At 50.9% G+C, this 19,148-nt stretch carries 15 protein-coding genes and 4 tRNA genes; 16 read left to right on the plus strand and 3 right to left on the minus strand.

The genetic code is table 11. From position 1 onward, the window contains the following. Positions 1-12: 12 nt before the first annotated feature. On the plus strand, positions 13-546 hold the full coding sequence (locus B5G10_RS09740; RefSeq protein ID WP_206396567.1) for a S4 domain-containing protein: 534 nt from the start codon (positions 13-15) through the stop codon (positions 544-546). 160 nt (positions 547-706) lie between these two features. On the opposite strand, the gene B5G10_RS09745 is transcribed toward B5G10_RS09740, so the two are convergent. From B5G10_RS09745 to B5G10_RS09755, 3 genes are all read right to left on the minus strand, one after another. Then, on the minus strand, positions 707-1,768 hold the full coding sequence (locus tag B5G10_RS09745; RefSeq protein WP_087424545.1) for a YeiH family protein: 1,062 nt from the start codon (positions 1,766-1,768) through the stop codon (positions 707-709). A 196-nt stretch (positions 1,769-1,964) separates the two neighbouring features. After that, positions 1,965-2,483, minus strand: coding sequence for a gamma carbonic anhydrase family protein (locus tag B5G10_RS09750; protein WP_087424546.1), 519 nt, complete (start codon positions 2,481-2,483; stop codon positions 1,965-1,967). 29 nt (positions 2,484-2,512) lie between these two features. Next, the gene (locus tag B5G10_RS09755) at positions 2,513-4,291 is read right to left on the minus strand and encodes an aminopeptidase P family protein (RefSeq protein ID WP_087424547.1); all 1,779 of its coding nucleotides are present in this window, start codon (positions 4,289-4,291) and stop codon (positions 2,513-2,515) included. A gap of 338 nt (positions 4,292-4,629) precedes the next feature. On the opposite strand from B5G10_RS09755, the gene rpsU reads away from it, so the two are divergent. The 15 genes from rpsU to rpoC all read left to right on the plus strand — a co-directional run bounded on the left by rpsU (position 4,630) and on the right by rpoC (position 19,094). Then, complete coding sequence (rpsU, locus tag B5G10_RS09760; RefSeq protein ID WP_025279246.1) at positions 4,630-4,821, plus strand: 30S ribosomal protein S21; 192 nt, start codon at positions 4,630-4,632, stop codon at positions 4,819-4,821. Positions 4,822-4,898: 77 nt separating this feature from the next. Continuing rightward, positions 4,899-5,780 carry a tyrosine-type recombinase/integrase gene (locus B5G10_RS09765; protein ID WP_087424548.1) on the plus strand — a complete coding sequence of 294 codons (882 nt, stop codon included), beginning with the start codon at positions 4,899-4,901 and terminating at the stop codon, positions 5,778-5,780. Positions 5,781-5,794: 14 nt separating this feature from the next. Next, positions 5,795-6,097: a ribosome-associated translation inhibitor RaiA gene (gene raiA, locus B5G10_RS09770; protein ID WP_087424549.1), complete on the plus strand. Its 303-nt coding sequence runs from the start codon at positions 5,795-5,797 to the stop codon at positions 6,095-6,097. A gap of 165 nt (positions 6,098-6,262) precedes the next feature. Continuing rightward, a tRNA-Tyr gene (locus tag B5G10_RS09775) sits at positions 6,263-6,345 on the plus strand. 10 nt (positions 6,346-6,355) lie between these two features. Beyond that, positions 6,356-6,428, plus strand: a tRNA-Gly gene (locus B5G10_RS09780). A gap of 15 nt (positions 6,429-6,443) precedes the next feature. After that, positions 6,444-6,518 (plus strand) — tRNA-Thr (locus tag B5G10_RS09785). Positions 6,519-6,560: 42 nt separating this feature from the next. Next, entirely contained in the window at positions 6,561-7,745 is a 1,185-nt protein-coding gene (gene tuf / locus B5G10_RS09790; RefSeq protein ID WP_025279249.1) for an elongation factor Tu, read from the plus strand. A 62-nt stretch (positions 7,746-7,807) separates the two neighbouring features. After that, a tRNA-Trp gene (locus tag B5G10_RS09795) sits at positions 7,808-7,880 on the plus strand. Between the two features lie 231 nt (positions 7,881-8,111). Further along, positions 8,112-8,657 (plus strand): transcription termination/antitermination protein NusG, encoded by a 546-nt coding sequence (gene nusG, locus B5G10_RS09805; RefSeq protein ID WP_087424550.1) that lies wholly within the window; start codon positions 8,112-8,114, stop codon positions 8,655-8,657. Between the two features lie 61 nt (positions 8,658-8,718). Then, positions 8,719-9,162: a 50S ribosomal protein L11 gene (gene rplK, locus B5G10_RS09810; protein ID WP_087408318.1), complete on the plus strand. Its 444-nt coding sequence runs from the start codon at positions 8,719-8,721 to the stop codon at positions 9,160-9,162. A 15-nt stretch (positions 9,163-9,177) separates the two neighbouring features. Next, positions 9,178-9,876, plus strand: coding sequence for a 50S ribosomal protein L1 (rplA, locus tag B5G10_RS09815; RefSeq protein ID WP_087424551.1), 699 nt, complete (start codon positions 9,178-9,180; stop codon positions 9,874-9,876). A gap of 11 nt (positions 9,877-9,887) precedes the next feature. Further along, the gene (gene rplJ / locus B5G10_RS09820; protein WP_087424552.1) at positions 9,888-10,403 is read left to right on the plus strand and encodes a 50S ribosomal protein L10; all 516 of its coding nucleotides are present in this window, start codon (positions 9,888-9,890) and stop codon (positions 10,401-10,403) included. Positions 10,404-10,454: 51 nt separating this feature from the next. Further along, a complete protein-coding gene (gene rplL / locus B5G10_RS09825) occupies positions 10,455-10,829 on the plus strand; it encodes a 50S ribosomal protein L7/L12 (RefSeq protein ID WP_025279255.1) in 375 nt (124 codons plus the stop codon). A 104-nt stretch (positions 10,830-10,933) separates the two neighbouring features. Beyond that, complete coding sequence (rpoB, locus tag B5G10_RS09830; RefSeq protein ID WP_087424553.1) at positions 10,934-14,746, plus strand: DNA-directed RNA polymerase subunit beta; 3,813 nt, start codon at positions 10,934-10,936, stop codon at positions 14,744-14,746. 73 nt (positions 14,747-14,819) lie between these two features. Further along, positions 14,820-19,094, plus strand: a complete 4,275-nt coding sequence (gene rpoC, locus B5G10_RS09835; protein WP_087424554.1) for a DNA-directed RNA polymerase subunit beta' — start codon at positions 14,820-14,822, stop codon at positions 19,092-19,094. Positions 19,095-19,148: the final 54 nt, after the last annotated feature.

Below are 19,148 nucleotides of genomic sequence, written 5' to 3' on the forward strand. Positions count from 1 at the left end.
CAATTTTCGACTATGGCAAAGAAAGAATCACAACCGGGTATCCGGGTCAACAAATACATTAGCGACTCGGGCTTCTGTTCTCGTCGGGAAGCCGATAAGCTCATTACCGACGAGCGGGTTACCATCAACGGCGAACCGGCTACGTTGGGCAGTCGGGTAGAAGAGGGCGACAAAGTAAAGATCGACGGTGAGCCTCTGCACTACATTCCCATGGAGCAACGCGAGTACAAGCTGCGTCGATATGGCGCCGCTTCTCGTCGAAACAGCTCGTTCGGGGCCGAAGCCGCCGAGGAGAAGTCGGCTCACCGACCTTCGCGCAATCGTGCCGCCGGGCGTGACGAGGAGCCCCAGGGCGGACGTCGCACCCGGCATGCTGCACCCGCTGCTCACGAGGGTGGTCGCCGGGGAACCCAGTCGGGCAAGTCGCATCCAACGGCCGCTTACCCCGACAAGAGAGGTACAGACCGAGGTGTCTCGAGCGAACATTCGCGGGGTCGTGGTGCGGCCTCTAAAGCTCGTCCCGACGAGAAACGTCGTCGGGGTTGATGTTTGCCGCACGATCCGGAAACGCGACAATCGCACAAGAGAGCTTGTCCCTCCCGGCAAAACCATACGATACGAAAAATCCCCTTACAGGCCTTTAGGACCGGTAAGGGGATCTGTTTTTTTGACCCTATTTTGAAATCTCCTGTTTTTTATCAGAGGGTTAGACCAGCCACTTGGCCAGCAGGTATCCGCCACCCAGCAACCAGATGAAGAGTCCGAAGGCCAAAATGAAAGGTTTGGCTCCTGCCTGCTTGAACTTGTCAATGCTGGTGTCTGTACCCAGAGCCGTCATGGCCATGGTCAGCATAAAGGTATCGATGTATTCGATGGCTCCGTTCAGGGGAATGTCTTTCACGGTCGGGGCATCGAAGAGGTACTGGAGCAAGGAATTCAGGCAGATGATGCCGATGAATCCGAAGGCAAACCAGGGAATGGTAATCTTGCTCTTGGCCACTGTGCCGTCGGCTGATACTTTTTTACGTCTGGCAAGGGCGAAGCTCATGATGACCAATACGGGGGCCAGGAGCATGACACGGATCATCTTAGTGATGGTGGCTGTGCCGGCAATGCCCAGCGTATCGGTGGGGTCCATCGCATTGCCTGCACCGGCAACGTGGGCCACTTCGTGCAGAGTACTTCCTGTGTAGATGGCCACCTGGGTATCGGACAGACTGGAGAGCAGCCCTGATCGGTACATGATGGGATAGAGGAACATGGCAATGGTCCCGAAGATAACCACCGTCGATACGGCGATGGCGGTCTTGTGGCCTTCGCACTTGATAACCGGCTCGGCACCGAGTACGGCGGCTGCACCACAGATGGCACTGCCGGTAGAGGTAATCAGGGCGGTGTCTTTGTCTATCTTCAACAGTTTGCCCAGGAAGATGCCCAGGAAGATGGTGCCGCAAACGATGATGCTGTCTATCGCGATGGCCGGGAGACCTACGGCGGCCACTTCGGTCAGCGTCAGCCGGAAACCGTAGAGCACGATACCGGCCCGCAAAATCTGTTTCGAGCAGAATTTAATACCCGGCACCCACGTATCGGGCAGTCGGTTGCGCAGGCTGTTGGCATAGAGCATACCCAGAATGATACCCACGATGAGCGGGCTGAGTGAGAGGTTTTTTATGAATTGGATTTCGGCAATGTAGAAGGCCGAAAACGAAAAGAGTACAATCAAAAGAATACCGTGGAGTACGTTCCCTTGTTTTTCGTTGATCATGACTGTTGAATAATTAGAGTGTATTTTTTTGTTTCGCGCTGCAAAGGTAAGCGAATATTCCGAAAGAAGCGATTTCTTTGTCGTTATAAGCCATAACCTCACGTTATACCCTTTGCGACCCCGGGGCCGTTTAAACGCAAGCCGGGCTACCCGTTAAAGGGTAGCCCGGCTGTATGAGAGGGGAGAACGAGGAGGGTTATTCCTCTTCGTACCAGGTCGAGTACATGAGGTAGTTTCTGGCAATCTTCTGGTTGATCTCTTTCGACTGCTCGGGATCGACCATCTTGATAAATTTGGCCGGTGTCCCGCCCCAGAGTTCGCCAGGCTTGATAACCGTGTTGCTCAGTACAACAGCTCCGGCGGCAACGATGGCGCCTTCGCCTACCACGGCGTGGTCGAGCACGACAGCCCCCATACCCACGAGAGCACCGTTGTGTATGGTGGCTCCGTGTATGGTCACGTTGTGACCTATCGACACGTCGTCGCCAATCTCGATGGTCGATTTCTCGTAGAGGGTGTGCAGCACCGAGCCGTCTTGTATGTTCACCCGGTTGCCAATGCGTATCGAGTTGACATCGCCACGCAGCACGGCTCCGAACCAGATGCTACATTCGTCGCCGATGACGGTGTCGCCGATGAGTACGGCCGTATCGGCCAGGAAGCAATTTTTGCCGACTTGGGGCGTGAAGCCCCGCACAGATTTTATAAGTGCCATATCGAATCTAATTTTTTTCTGTTTGATACTTAGATAGAGGTTGTCTTGCGGTGCAGCCATTGTTGCTCCTCTTCGTTGAGCATGGGGCTGAGCCGGTCGTAAACCATCTCGTGATAGTTGTTGAGCCATTCGATCTCTTTCTCGGTCATGATCGAGAGGTCAAGAGCCTCGGTGTCGAAGGGAAAGAGGGTGAGAGTCTCGAAGCGGTAGAACATGCCAAACTCATTCTGGTAGTCGGGGACGGTGAGAATGAGGTTTTCGCAGCGGATACCATACTCGCCCGTGCGGTAGAGCCCAGGTTCGTTCGAGGTAATCATGCCCGGCATAAGCGGGGTGGGGTTCTCTTCGAGACGGATGTTCTGCGGCCCTTCGTGCACGTTGAGGAAGTGGCCCACGCCATGGCCTGTACCATGCAGGTAGTTGAGGTGGTCGTCCCACAGGAAGTGACGGGCCAAGGCATCGAGTTGCGAGCCACGTGTACCTTGCGGGAAGTGGCAGGTAGCCAGGGCAATGTGTCCTTTCATCACCAGCGTGAAGTCGCGTTTCTGACGGGGCGAGAGGTTACCCAGCGAAATGGTGCGGGTGATATCGGTCGTGCCGTCGAGGTACTGGGCTCCCGAGTCGATGAGCAGGAATCCGCGACGCGACAACGTGGCGTTGCTCTCGGGGGTAGCCGAGTAGTGAACGATGGCGCCGTGCTCGTTGAATCCGGCGATGGTGGCAAAGCTCTCACCCACGTAGAGGTTTTGTTGCGAGCGGAATTCGCGCAACTTCTCGGCCACGGTAATCTCGGTCACCTTGCCGCTGTCGATATTCTGTTCGAGCCAGCGGAAGAAGCGCACCAGAGCCACACCGTCGCGAATCATGGCCTCGCGGGTGCCGGCCAACTGGGTTTCGTTTTTGATGCTCTTGAGCAGGGCGACGGGCGATTTGCCCGAAACCGAGGTGGCATTGAGCTTATTTAATAAGGTGTAGTTGATCTTGTCGGTGTCGATAAATACCTTTTTCTCGATAGGCAGGGCGGCTACAAAGTCGAAGATGGCTTTGTAGGGCATGATTTCGACGGCATTGTTCTTCAGATACTGGCATACCGTGTCGCCCACCTTGTCTTTGTCGATGAAAAGGATGCGGCGGTCGTCGTCGATATAGGCATAGCAAACCACTACGGGGTTACATTCCACATCGTTGCCGCGAATGTTGAAAGCCCAGGCAATCTCGTCGAGGGCAGCCATCAGCAACGCTTCGGCACCAGCCTGGTGAACCTGCTCCATGATGCGGGTCATCTTGTCGGCTACCGACTCGCCACTATATTTCTCTTCATGGATAAATACCTCGTTTTTGGGAATCGACGGGCGTTCCTTCCAAATGGTATCGAAGGGGGTGAAGTCGGAGACGAAACGCAGTCCGTGGCGCTCGAAATCCTCTTTCATCTTGGCTGCCTTGGAGGCTCCGAAGAGGGTGCCGTCGATGGCGACGGTAGCGCCTTGGGGCAGAGTATTCAAAAGCCATTGTTCGATGGTGGGAGTATCGGGCAGACCTTCTTTGAAGAGTTCGAAGCCCGAGCCCTCGAGCTGTTGTGCCGCTTGCAGAAAGTAGCGCGAGTCGGTCCACAGACCGGCCTGGTTGGTGGTTACGACAGCGGTTCCGGCCGAACCGTTGAAACCCGAAATCCAAGTGCGTGAAGCCCAATGACTGGCATAATACTCACTTTGGTGCGGATCGGTCCCCGGTATGATAAACGCGGTAATACCGGCTTTGCCCATCTCTTCGCGCAGGGCTTTCAGTCGGGGTAATGTCGATTTGCTCATAATATCTATATTTTTGATGTGTGTACCTATCTGTCGGGCCGAAGTCATGGACGTGGCTCAAAAAGCAAGACGGCCATCGAGCCTCAAGCGGCCTGTTCACAGCCCGAAAGGGGAAAATCCCAATTGCCCGTAAAGGTAGTCATATTTGTTAAAATAAGACGATAAAAGGGTGTGAAAATATCGGAACGAAGATGAACGGTTCCCAGAGGTCGTTTTGCAGAAAAAATATCGATGGGGCGTATTTTAGCGGTCGAAAGTTTTGCTAATCACAAAACAATCTATAATTTTGCACCGCAATTGTTCAAAAAGGAAATAAATAAACTAATCTCTAAATAATTATGATTATAGTTCCAGTAAAAGAAGGCGAAAACATCGAAAAGGCTTTGAAGAAATTCAAACGGAAATTTGAAAAAACAGGTGTAATAAAAGAATTGCGTAACCGTCAGGCTTTTGAAAAACCCTCGGTAACGAACCGTAAAAAGATGATGCGAGCTATCTATATTCAGAAACTCCACCAGAACGAAGAGTAATTTTTTTATTGCCGGCAGGTATTGGATTTTTCAATAATTTCCCTTATATTCGTAGCGTAAGATAAAAGCTACGAGTTATGCTGGTCGAATCGTTTTTAAGATATATTCGGTATGAGAAGAATCTTTCTACTCATACCGTATTGTCATATAAAAACGATTTGTTTCAGTTTAAAACGTTCCTTGAAACCCTCGCTTCCGGGTGCGAATTGCAGCAAGTTACCCCCGAGCAAGTGAGGGAGTGGATAGCCTCTTTGGCCGAGAGCGGGCTGTCGGCTCGCAGCATCTCGCGCAAGGTCTCCTCGTTGCGGGCATTCTATCGCTATCTTATGGCTCAGTCGATTGTGACGGGTAGCCCGGTAAAAGATGTACGCGTGCCCAAGGTGAGAAAGAAATTGCCGGTCTATCTGCGGCGCGACACGATGGACGAGCTTCTCGACGATGTATCGTATGGCGACGACTTCGAAGGTGTGCGCGATAAACTGATAATCGAGATGTTCTATAATACCGGTATCCGTCGGGCCGAATTGATAGGGTTGAAAGACGACGACGTGCGGGCCGATGAGATAAAGGTAACCGGCAAACGCAACAAGCAGCGCCTGGTTCCCTATGGCGCCGAACTGGCCGGGATGATAGCCGAGTATCGGAAGGTGCGCAGCGAAGCCGGATACCCCGATTCGGAATACTTCTTTATAAAGAAAGACGGCGAGCCTCTCTATCCGCAGCTGGTCTATCGGGTTGTAAAACGGGCCCTCTCGCAAGTGAGCACCCTCGAGAAGCGCAGCCCCCACGTGTTGCGGCACACCTTTGCCTCGGTCATGCTCAACAACGGAGCCGGGCTCAACAGTGTCAAGGAACTGCTCGGGCATCATTCATTGGCTTCAACCGAAGTATATACACATATTACGTTTGAAGAGCTGAAACAAAGTTATAACCAGGCTTTCCCAAAAAGAGAGCCATAAAAAAAGGAGGTAATATGGAAATCCGTATTCAAGCTATTCATTTCGACGCATCAGAGAAGTTGGAAAAATTCATTCAGAAAAAAGTTTCCAAACTAGAACAATATTACGATGGCATCATTGCCGTAGAAGTTTCACTCAAAGTGGTAAAGCCCGAAACTTCGCAAAATAAAGAAGCCGGCATAAAAGTACTCGTGCCCCGCAATGAAGCCATATTCTCGAGCAAAGTCGCTGATTCTTTTGAAGAAGCAGTCGATGTAGCCGTCGAAGCTCTCGTCAAGCAGCTGGTAAAATCCAAAGAAAAGATGAGAGAAAAATAAAAAAAAAGCGCCGATATTTTTGTAGTTTAAAATTAATGCCTAAATTTGCACCCGTTTCTCACCGACACGCAGCGTGAAGGACGGGTGCAAAATTGTCCCGGAAAGATCGGCGGGCAGGAGATGCAAGAGGCGGCGGCCTCGGCAGGAGAGACAGATAAAAAACAAGGGCAAATACCAGAGTGGCCAAATGGGGCAGACTGTAAATCTGCTGGCTTACGCCTTCGGTGGTTCGAATCCATCTTTGCCCACGAGTGAGTCGCGGAAGTAGCTCAGTTGATAGAGCATCAGCCTTCCAAGCTGAGGGTCGCGAGTTTGAGCCTCGTCTTCCGCTCGAAAAGAAATTATTGCCAATGTAGCTCAGGGGTAGAGCACTTCCTTGGTAAGGAAGAGGTCACGGGTTCAAATCCCGTCATCGGCTCCAAGTTTTTAGAACGCTAATCAATTTTATAAAAAATACAAAACTATGGCAAAAGAACAGTTTCAACGTACCAAACCCCACGTAAACATTGGTACTATTGGTCACGTAGACCACGGTAAAACGACCTTGACCGCCGCCATTACGATGGTACTTGCAAAGAAAGGTCTTTCTGAAATGCGCTCGTTCGACTCGATCGATAACGCACCTGAGGAAAAAGAGCGTGGTATTACGATTAATACTTCGCACGTAGAATATGAAACTGCAAATCGCCACTATGCACACGTTGACTGCCCGGGACACGCCGACTATGTAAAGAACATGGTAACCGGTGCTGCTCAGATGGATGGTGCAATTATCGTGGTTGCAGCAACTGATGGTCCTATGCCTCAAACTCGTGAGCACATCCTGTTGGCTCGTCAGGTAAACGTTCCCCGTATCGTTGTATTCCTGAACAAATGTGATATGGTTGACGACGAAGAGATGCTCGAACTCGTTGAAATGGAGATGAGAGAGCTGCTCAACGCCTATGAATATGATGGTGACAACACACCTATCATCCGTGGTTCTGCCCTCGGTGCCTTGAACGGTGAACCCAAATGGGAAGAGAAAATCATGGAGTTGATGGATGCCGTAGATACTTGGATTCCTCTGCCTCCGCGTGATGTTGATAAACCCTTCTTGATGCCTGTTGAGGACGTATTCTCGATCACTGGTCGTGGTACTGTTGCTACGGGTCGTATCGAGGCCGGTCGTGTGAAAGTAGGCGACGAGGTACAAATTCTGGGTCTGGGTGCCGACAAGAAATCGGTTGTAACCGGTGTTGAGATGTTCCGTAAGATCCTCGACGAAGGTGAAGCTGGTGATAACGTAGGTCTGTTGCTCCGTGGTATCGACAAGAACGAAATCAAACGTGGTATGGTAATCTGCCACCCGGGACAAGTAAAACCCCACTCGGAATTCAAAGCTCAAGTTTATATCTTGAAGAAAGAAGAAGGTGGTCGTCACACTCCGTTCCACAACCACTATCGTCCTCAATTCTACATCCGTACGCTTGACGTAACGGGCGAAATCACCCTCCCCGAAGGTGTAGAAATGGTAATGCCTGGTGACCACGTAACTATCAACGTGAAACTCATCACTCCGGTTGCTTGCGACAAAGGTCTGCGTTTCGCAATCCGTGAAGGTGGCCGTACGGTAGGTTCGGGTCAAATCACCGAAATCTTGGACTAATCCCTTAGGGAAATAGTTTAGATAAAATACAAAAATCAGCCCTCATGCAGGGCTGATTTTATACGGGTCTAGCTCAGTTGGTAGAGCACTGGTCTCCAAAACCAGGTGTCGGGAGTTCGAGTCTCTCGACCCGTGCAAAACTCAATAGAACAATGAAGAAATTAAAAATACTTGCCGATATCCAGGATTCTTACAATGAACTGGTTCATAAAGTATCTTGGCCTACCAAGTCGGAGTTGGCAAATAGCGCTGTAGTGGTTATGTTCGCTTCCCTTATTATCGCTATAGTTATATTTGCAATGGATCAATGTATTGACAAAATCATGCACCTCATTTACGGAGGTTTTTAAGTAGGGAGGTAAATCAATGTCTGAAGAGAAAAAATGCTGGTACGTACTGCGTGCCATAAGCGGAAAAGAGAGCAAGGTCAAAGAAGTTCTTGATGCCGAAATCAAGAATACTGATCTTGGCAATTATGTATTTCAGGTCTTGATACCTACCGAAAAAGTTTATACCGTACGTAATGGGAAAAAAGTAGTAAAGGAGAAAAACCTTTACTCGGGATATGTTTTTGTCGAAGCCATCTTAGTAGGTGAGGTTATTCACCATCTGCGCAACACAACCAACGTCATCGATTTCCTGGGTGGAAAATCCAATCAGCCGGAGCCCCTGCGGCCTTCGGAAGTTAATCGTATGCTGGGGGCTGTGGACGAGTTGCAAGAAGTAGGCGACGAGCCCGCTGTTGTATATCACGTAGGCGAAACGGTAAAAGTAAACTACGGCCCCTTCAACGGCTTTAGCGGAATTATCGAAGAGGTGAACAACGAGAAGAAGAAGCTGAAAGTGATGGTTAAGATCTTTGGTCGCAAGACCCCGTTGGAATTGGAAAATTCGCAAGTAGAGCGGGAGTAATACAAGAGGTTACGCGCTTGTATGAATCCTCGGTATTTTAATAATATCAAAATTAAAAACAATGGCTAAAGAAATTGCTGGACAAATCAAATTACAGATTAAAGGTGGTGCAGCAAACCCCTCTCCTCCCGTAGGACCTGCTCTGGGTTCCAAGGGTATAAACATCATGGAGTTTTGCAAGCAATTCAATGCCCGTACCCAAGACAAAGCCGGTAAAATTCTGCCGGTTGTCATCACCTACTACAGCGACAAGTCGTTCGACTTTGTCGTAAAGACGCCTCCCGTTGCCATCCAGGTACTGGAAGCCGCCAAAGTAAAAGGTGGTTCGGCCGAGCCCAACCGTAAGAAAGTGGGCGAGATCACTTGGGATCAGGTAAAAGCAATCGCCGAGGACAAAATGGTTGACTTGAACTGTTTTACCGTAGAATCGGCCATGCGAATGGTTGCTGGTACAGCTAGAAGTATGGGTATCACCGTAAAAGGGGAATTCCCGGTAAATAACTAATAAACTTCAATTGAAATGGGTAAACTGACAAAAAATCAAAAGTTAGCTTTAGCAAAGATTGAAGCAGGGAAGGCCTACTCACTCAGCGAGGCATCTCAATTGGTAAAGGACATCACCTATACCAAATTCGACGCATCGCTTGATATTGATGTACGCTTGGGTGTTGACCCTCGTAAAGCCAATCAAATGGTGCGGGGCGTCGTATCGTTGCCCCACGGAACCGGAAAGCAAGTGCGTGTATTGGTGCTCTGTACGCCCGATGCCGAGGCTGCTGCCAAAGAAGCCGGTGCCGACTATGTAGGATTGGACGAGTATATCGAGAAAATCAAAGGCGGTTGGACCGATATCGACGTAATCATTACGATGCCTGCTATCATGGGTAAAATCGGTGCTCTGGGACGTGTATTGGGCCCCCGTGGTTTGATGCCTAACCCCAAGAGCGGTACGGTAACTACCGATGTGGCTAAAGCTGTAAAAGAAGTAAAACAAGGAAAAATCGACTTCAAAGTCGATAAGAATGGTATAGTACATGCCTCTATAGGTAAGATTTCGTTTGCTGCCGAGCAAATTCGCGACAACGCAAGAGAATTTGTTTCGACCCTGATCAAACTGAAACCGACTGCTGCCAAGGGTGCTTATATCAAGAGTATTTATCTTTCGAGTACAATGAGCCCGGGTATCAAGATTGATCCCAAATCAGTTGACGAGAACTAAAACTAGGAATTATGAGAAAGGAAGATAAAGGCACTATTATTGCACAAATAGCAGATACTGTAAAGGAGTACAGCTGCTTCTACCTTGCCGAAACCGCTACGTTGAACGCCGAGAAAACGAGCAATCTGCGTCGCGCATGTTTCAAAGAAGGTATCAAAATGTTGGTTGTAAAGAACGCTTTGCTGCACAAGGCACTCGAGGGTCTCGAAGCCGACTACTCGCCTCTGTACGGCTCGTTGAAGGGTTCTACAACGATGTTCTTCTCGAATGTTGGTAATGCTCCGGCCAAATTGATCAAGGAGTTCAGAAAAACCTCTGAAGACCTCGTATTGAAAGCCGCTTATGTAGAAGAAGGTTTCTACATCGGTGCCGATCAATTGGATACGCTGGTTGCCATCAAGAGCAAAAACGAACTTATTGCTGACGTTATCGCCCTCTTGCAGTCTCCTGCCAAGAACGTGGTATCGGCTCTTCAGTCAGGCGGTTCGACTATCCATGGAGTTTTGCAGACTCTATCAGAAAGATAACTTTTTATACACAAACATTATTACGAATAATAACATTTAATTCATACAAAAATGGCAGATTTGAAAGCTTTTGCAGAACAATTAGTTAACTTGACCGTAAAGGAAGTAAACGAACTTGCTCAAATTTTGAAAGACGAATATGGTATTGAACCTGCTGCTGCAGCTGTTGCTGTTGCTGCTGCTCCCGCTGCCGGCGGAGCTGCTGCTGAAGAAAAAACATCGTTCGATGTTGTTCTGAAAGCTGCTGGTGCAAACAAACTGGCTATCGTTAAATTGGTGAAAGAACTCACCGGCCTTGGCCTGAAAGAGGCTAAAGACCTCGTAGATGGTGCTCCTAACAACATCAAAGAAGGTCTTGCTAAAGCTGATGCTGAAGCTCTGAAAAAACAACTCGAAGACGCTGGAGCAGAAGTTGAACTTAAATAATATATCTGGTAATCAGATAGGTTGGTTAAGAATCATCTTAGTCGGTGATTCTTAACCTTTTTGTGTATATATTTTAAATTAAGTTCACTTAATCCATTTTATAAATGTCTTCTACAATAGGTAAACCACGCGTAAATTTCGCTTCAATTAAAAATCCGCTGCCTTATCCGGATTTCCTTGAAGTTCAGTTGAAGTCGTTTCAAGACTTTTTGCAACTTGACACTCCGCCTGAAAAGAGAAAGAACGAAGGTCTCTTCAAGGTATTTGCCGAGAACTTCCCCATTGCTGATACGCGCAACAACTTTGTCCTCGAGTTCCTGGACTATTATATCGACCCGCCTCGCTATACCATCGAAGAGTGTCTCGAGAGAGGGTTGACATACAGCGTACCCTTAAAGGCCAAATTGAAATTATACTGTACCGATCCCGATCACGAGGATTTCGCTACGGTAATTCAAGACGTTTATCTGGGGCCCATCCCTTACATGACAGCCAAAGGTACCTTTGTCATCAATGGTGCCGAGCGGGTAGTCGTGTCGCAGTTGCACCGTTCGCCCGGTGTATTCTTCGGCCAAAGCACACACGCCAACGGTACGAAATTGTATTCGGCTCGTATCATCCCGTTCCGCGGTTCGTGGATCGAGTTTGCCACCGACATCAACAACGTGATGTATGCCTATATCGACCGGAAAAAGAAATTGCCCGTGACCACGCTGTTGCGTGCCATCGGCTTCGAGACCGATAAGGACATTCTCGAAATCTTCGGCCTGGCAGAAGACATGAAAGTATCCAAGACAAACCTGAAGAAAGCCATCGGCCGCCGTTTGGCCGGTAATGTGGTGAAGTCGTGGGTAGAAGACTTTGTTGACGAGGATACGGGCGAGGTCGTTTCGATCGAACGTACCGAGATCGTAATTCCCCGTGAAACCGTCCTGGAAGAGTCGCACATCGCCGACATTCTCGAGTCGGGGGTTCAAAACATCCTCCTGCACAAAGAGGGCGGAAACACTTCGGACTACTCGATTATCTTCAACACCCTCCAGAAAGACTCCAGTAACTCGGAGAAGGAGGCTGTGCTCTATATCTACCGCCAGTTGCGTAACGCCGAGCCGGCCGATGAAGCCAGCGCGCGTGAGGTGATTACCAACCTCTTCTTCTCGGAGAAACGTTACGACTTGGGCGAAGTAGGCCGTTACAGAATAAACAAGAAATTAAACCTCTCCACCTCGCCCGATGTGAAGGTGCTCACCAAAGAGGATATCATCGAGATTATCAAATATCTCATCGAGCTCATCAACTCGAAGACCGATGTCGATGATATCGACCACTTGAGCAACCGTCGTGTGCGCACCGTAGGAGAGCAACTATACAATCAGTTCGGGGTAGGGTTGGCCCGTATGGCCCGCACCATTCGCGAGCGTATGAATGTGCGCGACAACGAGGTATTTACCCCTATCGACCTGATTAACGCCAAGACGATTTCGTCGGTAATCAATACCTTCTTCGGTACCAACGCCCTGTCGCAGTTCATGGACCAGACCAACCCGTTGGCCGAGATTACCCACAAACGCCGTATGTCGGCCCTCGGTCCTGGTGGTCTGTCGCGCGAGCGTGCCGGCTTCGAGGTGCGCGACGTGCACTATACCCACTATGGCCGTCTGTGTCCTATCGAGACGCCCGAGGGTCCTAACATCGGTCTTATCTCGTCGTTGTGCGTATATGCCAAGATTAACGATTTAGGCTTCATCGAGACTCCCTATCGTAAAGTGAAAGATGGCAAGGTAGATTTGTCGCCCGAGGGTGTGGTTTATCTGACCGCCGAAGTAGAAGAGGGCCAGATCATTGCTCAGGGTAATGCCCCGCTCAACGACGATGGTACCTTCATTCGCAATAAGGTAAAGGCCCGTTTGGATGCCGACTTCCCCATCGTATCGCCCGACCAGGTGAACTTGATGGATGTGTCGCCTACGCAAATCGCTTCGATTGCCGCATCGCTCATCCCCTTCCTCGAGCACGACGATGCCAACCGTGCGTTGATGGGATCGAACATGATGCGCCAGGCCGTACCTCTGCTGCGCCCCGAGGCTCCTATCGTAGGAACCGGTATCGAAGGCCAGTTGATTCGCGACTCGCGCACCCAGATTATGGCCGAAGGCGAAGGCGTAGTCGAGTTTGTCGATGCTACCGTCATCCGCATCCGTTACGATCGCACCGAGGATGAAGAGTTCGTAAGTTTCGAGGATGCCGTTAAAGAATATAAGCTCCCCAAATTCCGCAAGACCAACCAAAGCACCACGATCGACCTGCGACCCATCTGCCACAAAGGCGACCGTGTGAAAGCCGGCGATATCCTCACCGAGGGTTACTCCACCGAAAATGGAGAGTTGGCTTTAGGCCGTAACCTCAAGGTGGCCTTCATGCCTTGGAAGGGTTACAACTATGAGGATGCCATCGTGCTCAACGAGCGTATGGTTCGTGAAGATATCCTCACCTCGGTACACGTCGATGAATATTCGCTCGAGGTACGCGAGACCAAGCGCGGTATGGAGGAACTCACCTCCGATATCCCCAACGTGAGCGAAGATGCCACCAAGGATCTCGACGAGCGCGGTATCATTCGTGTAGGTGCTCAGGTGAACCCCGGCGACATCATGATCGGTAAGATTACGCCTAAAGGCGAGTCCGATCCTTCGCCCGAAGAGAAACTGTTGCGTGCCATCTTTGGCGACAAGGCCGGCGATGTGAAGGATGCTTCGTTGAAAGCTACTCCGTCGTTGAAAGGTGTCGTTATCGGTACCAACCTCTTCTCGCGTGCCATTAAGAAGAAAAAATCGAAACTCAGCGATAAAGCCATCCTGCCCAAGCTCGACGAAGAGTATGAAGAGAAGATGAACGGCTTGAAGTCCATCCTCATCGACAAGCTGCTCGTCCTCACACAAGGCAAGGTTTCGCAAGGGGTGAAAGACTTCATGGGCACCGACATCGTTCCCAAGGGAACCAAGTTTACCCAGGCTGTCCTCAGCAAGATCGACTACACCTCGGTACAGGTGAGCAAATGGACGACCGATGCTGCCAAGAACGAGTTGATTCGCGCCACCATCATCAACTACTTGAAGAAATACAAGGAGTATGATGCCGAGTTGCGTCGTAAGAAATTCGATATCTCCATTGGCGACGAGCTCCCCTCGGGTATCGTGCAAATGGCCAAGGTATATATCGCCAAGAAACGTAAGATAAGCGTGGGCGACAAGATGGCCGGTCGTCACGGTAACAAAGGTATCGTGTCGCGTATCGTTCGTCAAGAAGATATGCCGTTCCTGGCCGACGGAACACCCGTCGATATCGTGCTGAACCCGCTGGGTGTGCCTTCGCGTATGAACCTGGGTCAGATTTTCGAGACCGTTCTGGGTTGGGCCGGAGCCGAGCTGGGCGAGAAATTCGCTACACCTATCTTCGATGGCGCCAGCCTCGACGACCTCAATGCCTGGACCGACAAGGCCGGTCTGCCGCGCTACGGTAAGACCTACCTCTACGACGGTGGTACCGGCGAGCGTTTCGACCAACCGGCTACGGTAGGTGTGATCTACATGCTTAAACTGGGTCACATGGTCGAAGACAAGATGCACGCCCGTTCCATTGGTCCGTACTCGCTCATTACGCAACAGCCGTTGGGTGGTAAAGCCCAGTTCGGAGGTCAGCGTTTCGGAGAGATGGAGGTTTGGGCACTCGAAGCCTTCGGTGCTGCTCACGTACTGCAAGAGATCCTGACTATCAAGTCGGACGACGTGGTAGGACGTTCGAAAGCCTACGAGGCCATTGTCAAAGGCGAGCCCATGCCTACGCCCGGTATTCCCGAGTCTTTGAACGTGCTCTTGCACGAATTGAGAGGCCTCGGTCTTAGCGTCAACTTAGAATAAAATAAAATCCAAACGGTCGGGCCGCCGCCCCATGCGGCGGCCGGGCCAATAACTCTTTATACATTAAACATTTATGGCTTTTAGAAAAGATAACAAAATAAAGAGTAACTTTTCGAAGATTTCGATTGGTTTGGCTTCGCCCGAGGAGATTTTGGAGAACTCGAGCGGCGAGGTGCTGAAACCCGAAACCATCAACTACCGTACCTACAAACCCGAGCGGGACGGCCTTTTCTGCGAACGTATTTTCGGCCCTGTAAAGGACTATGAATGTCATTGCGGAAAATACAAACGTATCCGTTACAAAGGTATTGTCTGCGACCGATGCGGTGTCGAGGTGACCGAGAAAAAGGTGCGCCGCGAGCGTATGGGTCACATCCAGCTTGTGGTTCCTGTGGCCCACATCTGGTACTTCCGTTCGCTGCCCAACAAGATAGGGTATCTGTTGGGATTGCCCAGCAAAAAACTCGACGCCGTAATTTACTACGAGCGTTATATCGTAATACAACCGGGTCCTCAAACCGACCTGGCTACCTACGATCTCCTCTCTGAAGAGGAGTATCTCAACATCATGGACTCGCTTCCCCGCGAAAACCAGATGCTCGAAGATACCGATCCCAACAAGTTCATCGCTAAGATGGGTGCCGAGGCCATTTATGACCTGCTGTGCCGTCTCGACCTCGACGAGCTCTCCTACGAGTTGCGTCACCGGGCCAGCACCGACGGTTCTCAACAACGCAAGACCGAGGCCTTGAAGCGCCTGCAGGTGGTTGAGTCGTTCCGTGCCTCGAAAGGCCGCAACCGTCCTGAGTGGATGATCTTGAAGGTGATTCCCGTGATTCCCCCCGAACTGCGTCCGTTGGTTCCCCTCGATGGTGGCCGTTTCGCTACCAGCGACCTCAACGACCTCTATCGCCGGGTAATCATCCGCAACAACCGTTTGAAACGATTGATGGAAATCAAAGCCCCCGAGGTGATTCTGCGCAACGAAAAACGTATGTTGCAGGAGGCTGTTGACTCGCTGCTCGACAACTCTCGCAAGTCGAGCGCCGTGAAGACCGAGGCCAACCGTCCGTTGAAATCACTCTCCGACAGCTTGAAAGGTAAACAAGGTCGTTTCCGTCAGAACCTGCTCGGTAAGCGTGTCGATTATTCGGCCCGGTCGGTTATCGTTGTAGGTCCCGAACTGAAGATGCACGAGTGCGGTCTGCCCAAGAACATGGCCGCCGAGCTCTATAAACCCTTTATCATCCGCAAGCTCATCGAGCGCGGTATTGTCAAGACCGTGAAGTCGGCCAAGAAAATCGTGGATCGCAAGGAGCCCGTTGTATGGGATATCCTCGAACACGTGATGAAGGGACACCCCGTGCTGCTGAACCGTGCCCCGACGTTGCACCGTTTGGGTATCCAGGCCTTCCAGCCCAAGATGATCGAGGGTAAAGCCATTCAGTTGCACCCGCTGGCATGTACGGCATTCAACGCCGACTTCGATGGTGACCAGATGGCCGTGCACTTGCCCCTCGGTAACGAGGCTATTCTCGAAGCCCAGTTGCTTATGCTGGGTGCTCACAATATCTTGAACCCGGCCAACGGCGCACCTATCACCGTGCCTTCGCAAGACATGGTACTGGGTCTGTACTACATCACCAAGCTGCGTCCCGGTTCGCTGGGCGAGGGCCTCAAGTTCTATGGCCCCGAAGAGGCCGAGATTGCCTACAACGAAGGCAAGGTATCGTTGCATGCCCCCGTATCGGTAGTCGTAAAAGATATTGATAAAGATGGCAACATCATCGAGCATATGGTCGAGAATACATCGGTAGGCCGTGTGCTGGTGAACCAGTACGTACCCCAGGAGATTGGCTACGTAAACGAGATTCTTTCTAAGAAGTCGTTGCGTGATATTATCGGTAAGGTAATCAAGGTTTGCGGTGTAACCCGTTCGGCCCAGTTCCTCGACGATATCAAGAACCTGGGTTATTACATGGCCTTCAAGGGCGGTCTGTCGTTCAACCTGGGCGACGTGCTCGTTCCGCCTGAAAAAGAGACTCTGGTTGCCGAAGGTAATGCCGAGGTGGAGCAAATCATGAACAACTACAACATGGGTTTCATCACCTACAACGAGCGTTACAACCAGATTATCGATACTTGGACACACGTCAATTCGCGTCTGTCCGATATCCTGATGAAGCAACTTTCGGCCGACAACCAGGGATTCAACTCGGTATTCATGATGCTCGACTCGGGAGCCCGTGGTTCTAAAGACCAGATTCGTCAGCTCTCCGGTATGCGTGGTCTGATGGCCAAGCCGCAGAAATCGGGTGCCGAGGGTGGTCAAATCATTGAGAACCCTATCTTGGCCAACTTCAAGGAGGGCTTGTCGGTGCTGGAGTACTTCATCTCTACGCACGGTGCCCGTAAAGGTCTTGCCGATACCGCCTTGAAAACAGCCGATGCCGGTTATCTGACCCGTCGTCTGGTCGATGTAGCTCACGACGTGATTATTCACGAAGAGGACTGCGGAACCTTGCGCGGACTGGTTTGCACCGAAATCAAGAACAACGAAGAAGTAGTAGCCTCGCTGGGCGAGAGAATTTTGGGCCGTGTGTCGGTTCACGATGTAGTGAACCCGCTCACCAACGAGATTCTGGTTCACGCCGGCGAAGAGATTACCGAGGCTATTGCTCAGAAGATAGAAGAGTCGCCTATCGAGCAGGTTGAGATCCGTTCGGTTCTTACCTGTGAATCGAAGAAAGGCGTTTGCGCCAAGTGCTACGGCCGCAACCTGGCCAACAACCGCATGGTACAGAAGGGCGAGGCTGTGGGTGTGATTGCCGCACAGTCGATAGGCGAGCCGGGTACACAGCTGACACTGCGTACGTTCCACGTCGGTGGTATCGCCTCGAACATCGCTGCCGTGTCGAGCGTCGTTTCGCGCTACGACGGTATTCTCGAAATCGAGGAGCTGCGTACGGTGGACAGCGTGTCGGACAGCGGTGCTAAAGTTCAGATTGTCGTAGGTCGTTTGGCCGAGATGCGTATCATTGACGCACACACCAAAATGGTGCTGATGTCGGCCAATATTCCTTATGGTTCGAAGTTGTATTTCAACAACGGCGATACCGTGAAGAAAGGCGACATGATTTGCGAGTGGGACCCCTTCAATGCCGTTATTGTTTCGGAGGTTGGCGGTAAAGTCAAATTCGATGCCGTCGAAGAGGGTGTAACCTATCGTGTAGAATCGGACGAACAGTCGGGTTTGAAAGAGAAGATTATCATCGAGTCGAAAGACCGTACCCGCGTACCGTCGGCTCAGATTCTCGACGAGGCCGGACAGGTGATCAAGACTTATGCTCTGCCTGTGGGAGCCCACTTGATGATCGAGGATGGCGATACGATCAAGACCGGTGAGGTATTCGTGAAGATACCGCGTGCCGTAGGTAAAGCCGGTGATATCACGGGTGGTCTGCCTCGTGTAACGGAGTTGTTCGAGGCTCGTAACCCGTCCAACCCTGCCGTTGTTTCTGAAATCGACGGCGAGGTAATCTTCGGTAAAGTGAAACGTGGTAACCGTGAAATCTCGGTGGTTTCGAAGACCGGCGAGACCAAGAAATACCTGGTACCTCTGTCGAAACAGATTCTGGTTCAGGAGAACGACTATGTGCGTGCCGGTACGCCGCTCTCCGACGGTGCCGTTACCCCTTCCGATATCCTGGCTATCAAAGGCCCCACGGCTGTACAGGAGTATATTGTGAACGAGGTTCAAGACGTGTACCGCATGCAGGGTGTGAAGATCAACGACAAGCACTTTGAGGTAATCGTTCGTCAGATGATGCGCAAGGTACAGATTCTCGATCCGGGCGATACCCGCTTCCTCGAACAGCAGATTGTCGATAAACGCGACTTTATGGACGAGAACGACCGTATCTGGGGCAAGAAAGTGGTTACCGATCCGGGTGACTCGCAAACGCTCAAAGCCGGACAGATTGTTACGGCTCGCAAACTGCGCGACGAGAACTCGGCTCTGAAACGCAAAGATCTCAAGCTCATCCAGGTGCGCGACGCAATCCCCGCAACCTCCGAGCAGATTCTGCAAGGTATCACCCGTGCCGCTCTGCAAACGTCGAGCTTCATGTCGGCCGCTTCGTTCCAGGAGACGACCAAGGTGCTCAACGAAGCTGCCATCAACGGCAAAGTCGATACACTCGAGGGTATGAAGGAGAACGTTATCTGCGGTCACCTCATCCCGGCCGGTACCGGTCAACGCGAGTTCGAGAAACTCATCGTGGGCTCCAAAGAAGAGTTCGACCGTGTGTTTGCCAATCGCAAGAACGTAACCGATTTCTCCAATTGATAGAGAACTAAATGCTACATAATCGAGAGGAGCGATCCACTGCAGTGGATCGCT

Source organism: Barnesiella sp. An55, assembly GCF_002161555.1.
Lineage (GTDB): Bacteria > Bacteroidota > Bacteroidia > Bacteroidales > Barnesiellaceae > Barnesiella > Barnesiella merdipullorum.

Coding starts and splice junctions, on each gene's coding strand:
- B5G10_RS09740 (WP_206396567.1), top strand. CDS start 13: ATGGCAAAGAAAGAATCACAACCGGGTATCCGGGTCAACAAATACATT.
- B5G10_RS09745 (WP_087424545.1), bottom strand. CDS start 1,768: ATGATCAACGAAAAACAAGGGAACGTACTCCACGGTATTCTTTTGATT.
- B5G10_RS09750 (WP_087424546.1), bottom strand. CDS start 2,483: ATGGCACTTATAAAATCTGTGCGGGGCTTCACGCCCCAAGTCGGCAAA.
- B5G10_RS09755 (WP_087424547.1), bottom strand. CDS start 4,291: ATGAGCAAATCGACATTACCCCGACTGAAAGCCCTGCGCGAAGAGATG.
- rpsU (WP_025279246.1), top strand. CDS start 4,630: ATGATTATAGTTCCAGTAAAAGAAGGCGAAAACATCGAAAAGGCTTTG.
- B5G10_RS09765 (WP_087424548.1), top strand. CDS start 4,899: ATGCTGGTCGAATCGTTTTTAAGATATATTCGGTATGAGAAGAATCTT.
- raiA (WP_087424549.1), top strand. CDS start 5,795: ATGGAAATCCGTATTCAAGCTATTCATTTCGACGCATCAGAGAAGTTG.
- tuf (WP_025279249.1), top strand. CDS start 6,561: ATGGCAAAAGAACAGTTTCAACGTACCAAACCCCACGTAAACATTGGT.
- nusG (WP_087424550.1), top strand. CDS start 8,112: ATGTCTGAAGAGAAAAAATGCTGGTACGTACTGCGTGCCATAAGCGGA.
- rplK (WP_087408318.1), top strand. CDS start 8,719: ATGGCTAAAGAAATTGCTGGACAAATCAAATTACAGATTAAAGGTGGT.
- rplA (WP_087424551.1), top strand. CDS start 9,178: ATGGGTAAACTGACAAAAAATCAAAAGTTAGCTTTAGCAAAGATTGAA.
- rplJ (WP_087424552.1), top strand. CDS start 9,888: ATGAGAAAGGAAGATAAAGGCACTATTATTGCACAAATAGCAGATACT.
- rplL (WP_025279255.1), top strand. CDS start 10,455: ATGGCAGATTTGAAAGCTTTTGCAGAACAATTAGTTAACTTGACCGTA.
- rpoB (WP_087424553.1), top strand. CDS start 10,934: ATGTCTTCTACAATAGGTAAACCACGCGTAAATTTCGCTTCAATTAAA.
- rpoC (WP_087424554.1), top strand. CDS start 14,820: ATGGCTTTTAGAAAAGATAACAAAATAAAGAGTAACTTTTCGAAGATT.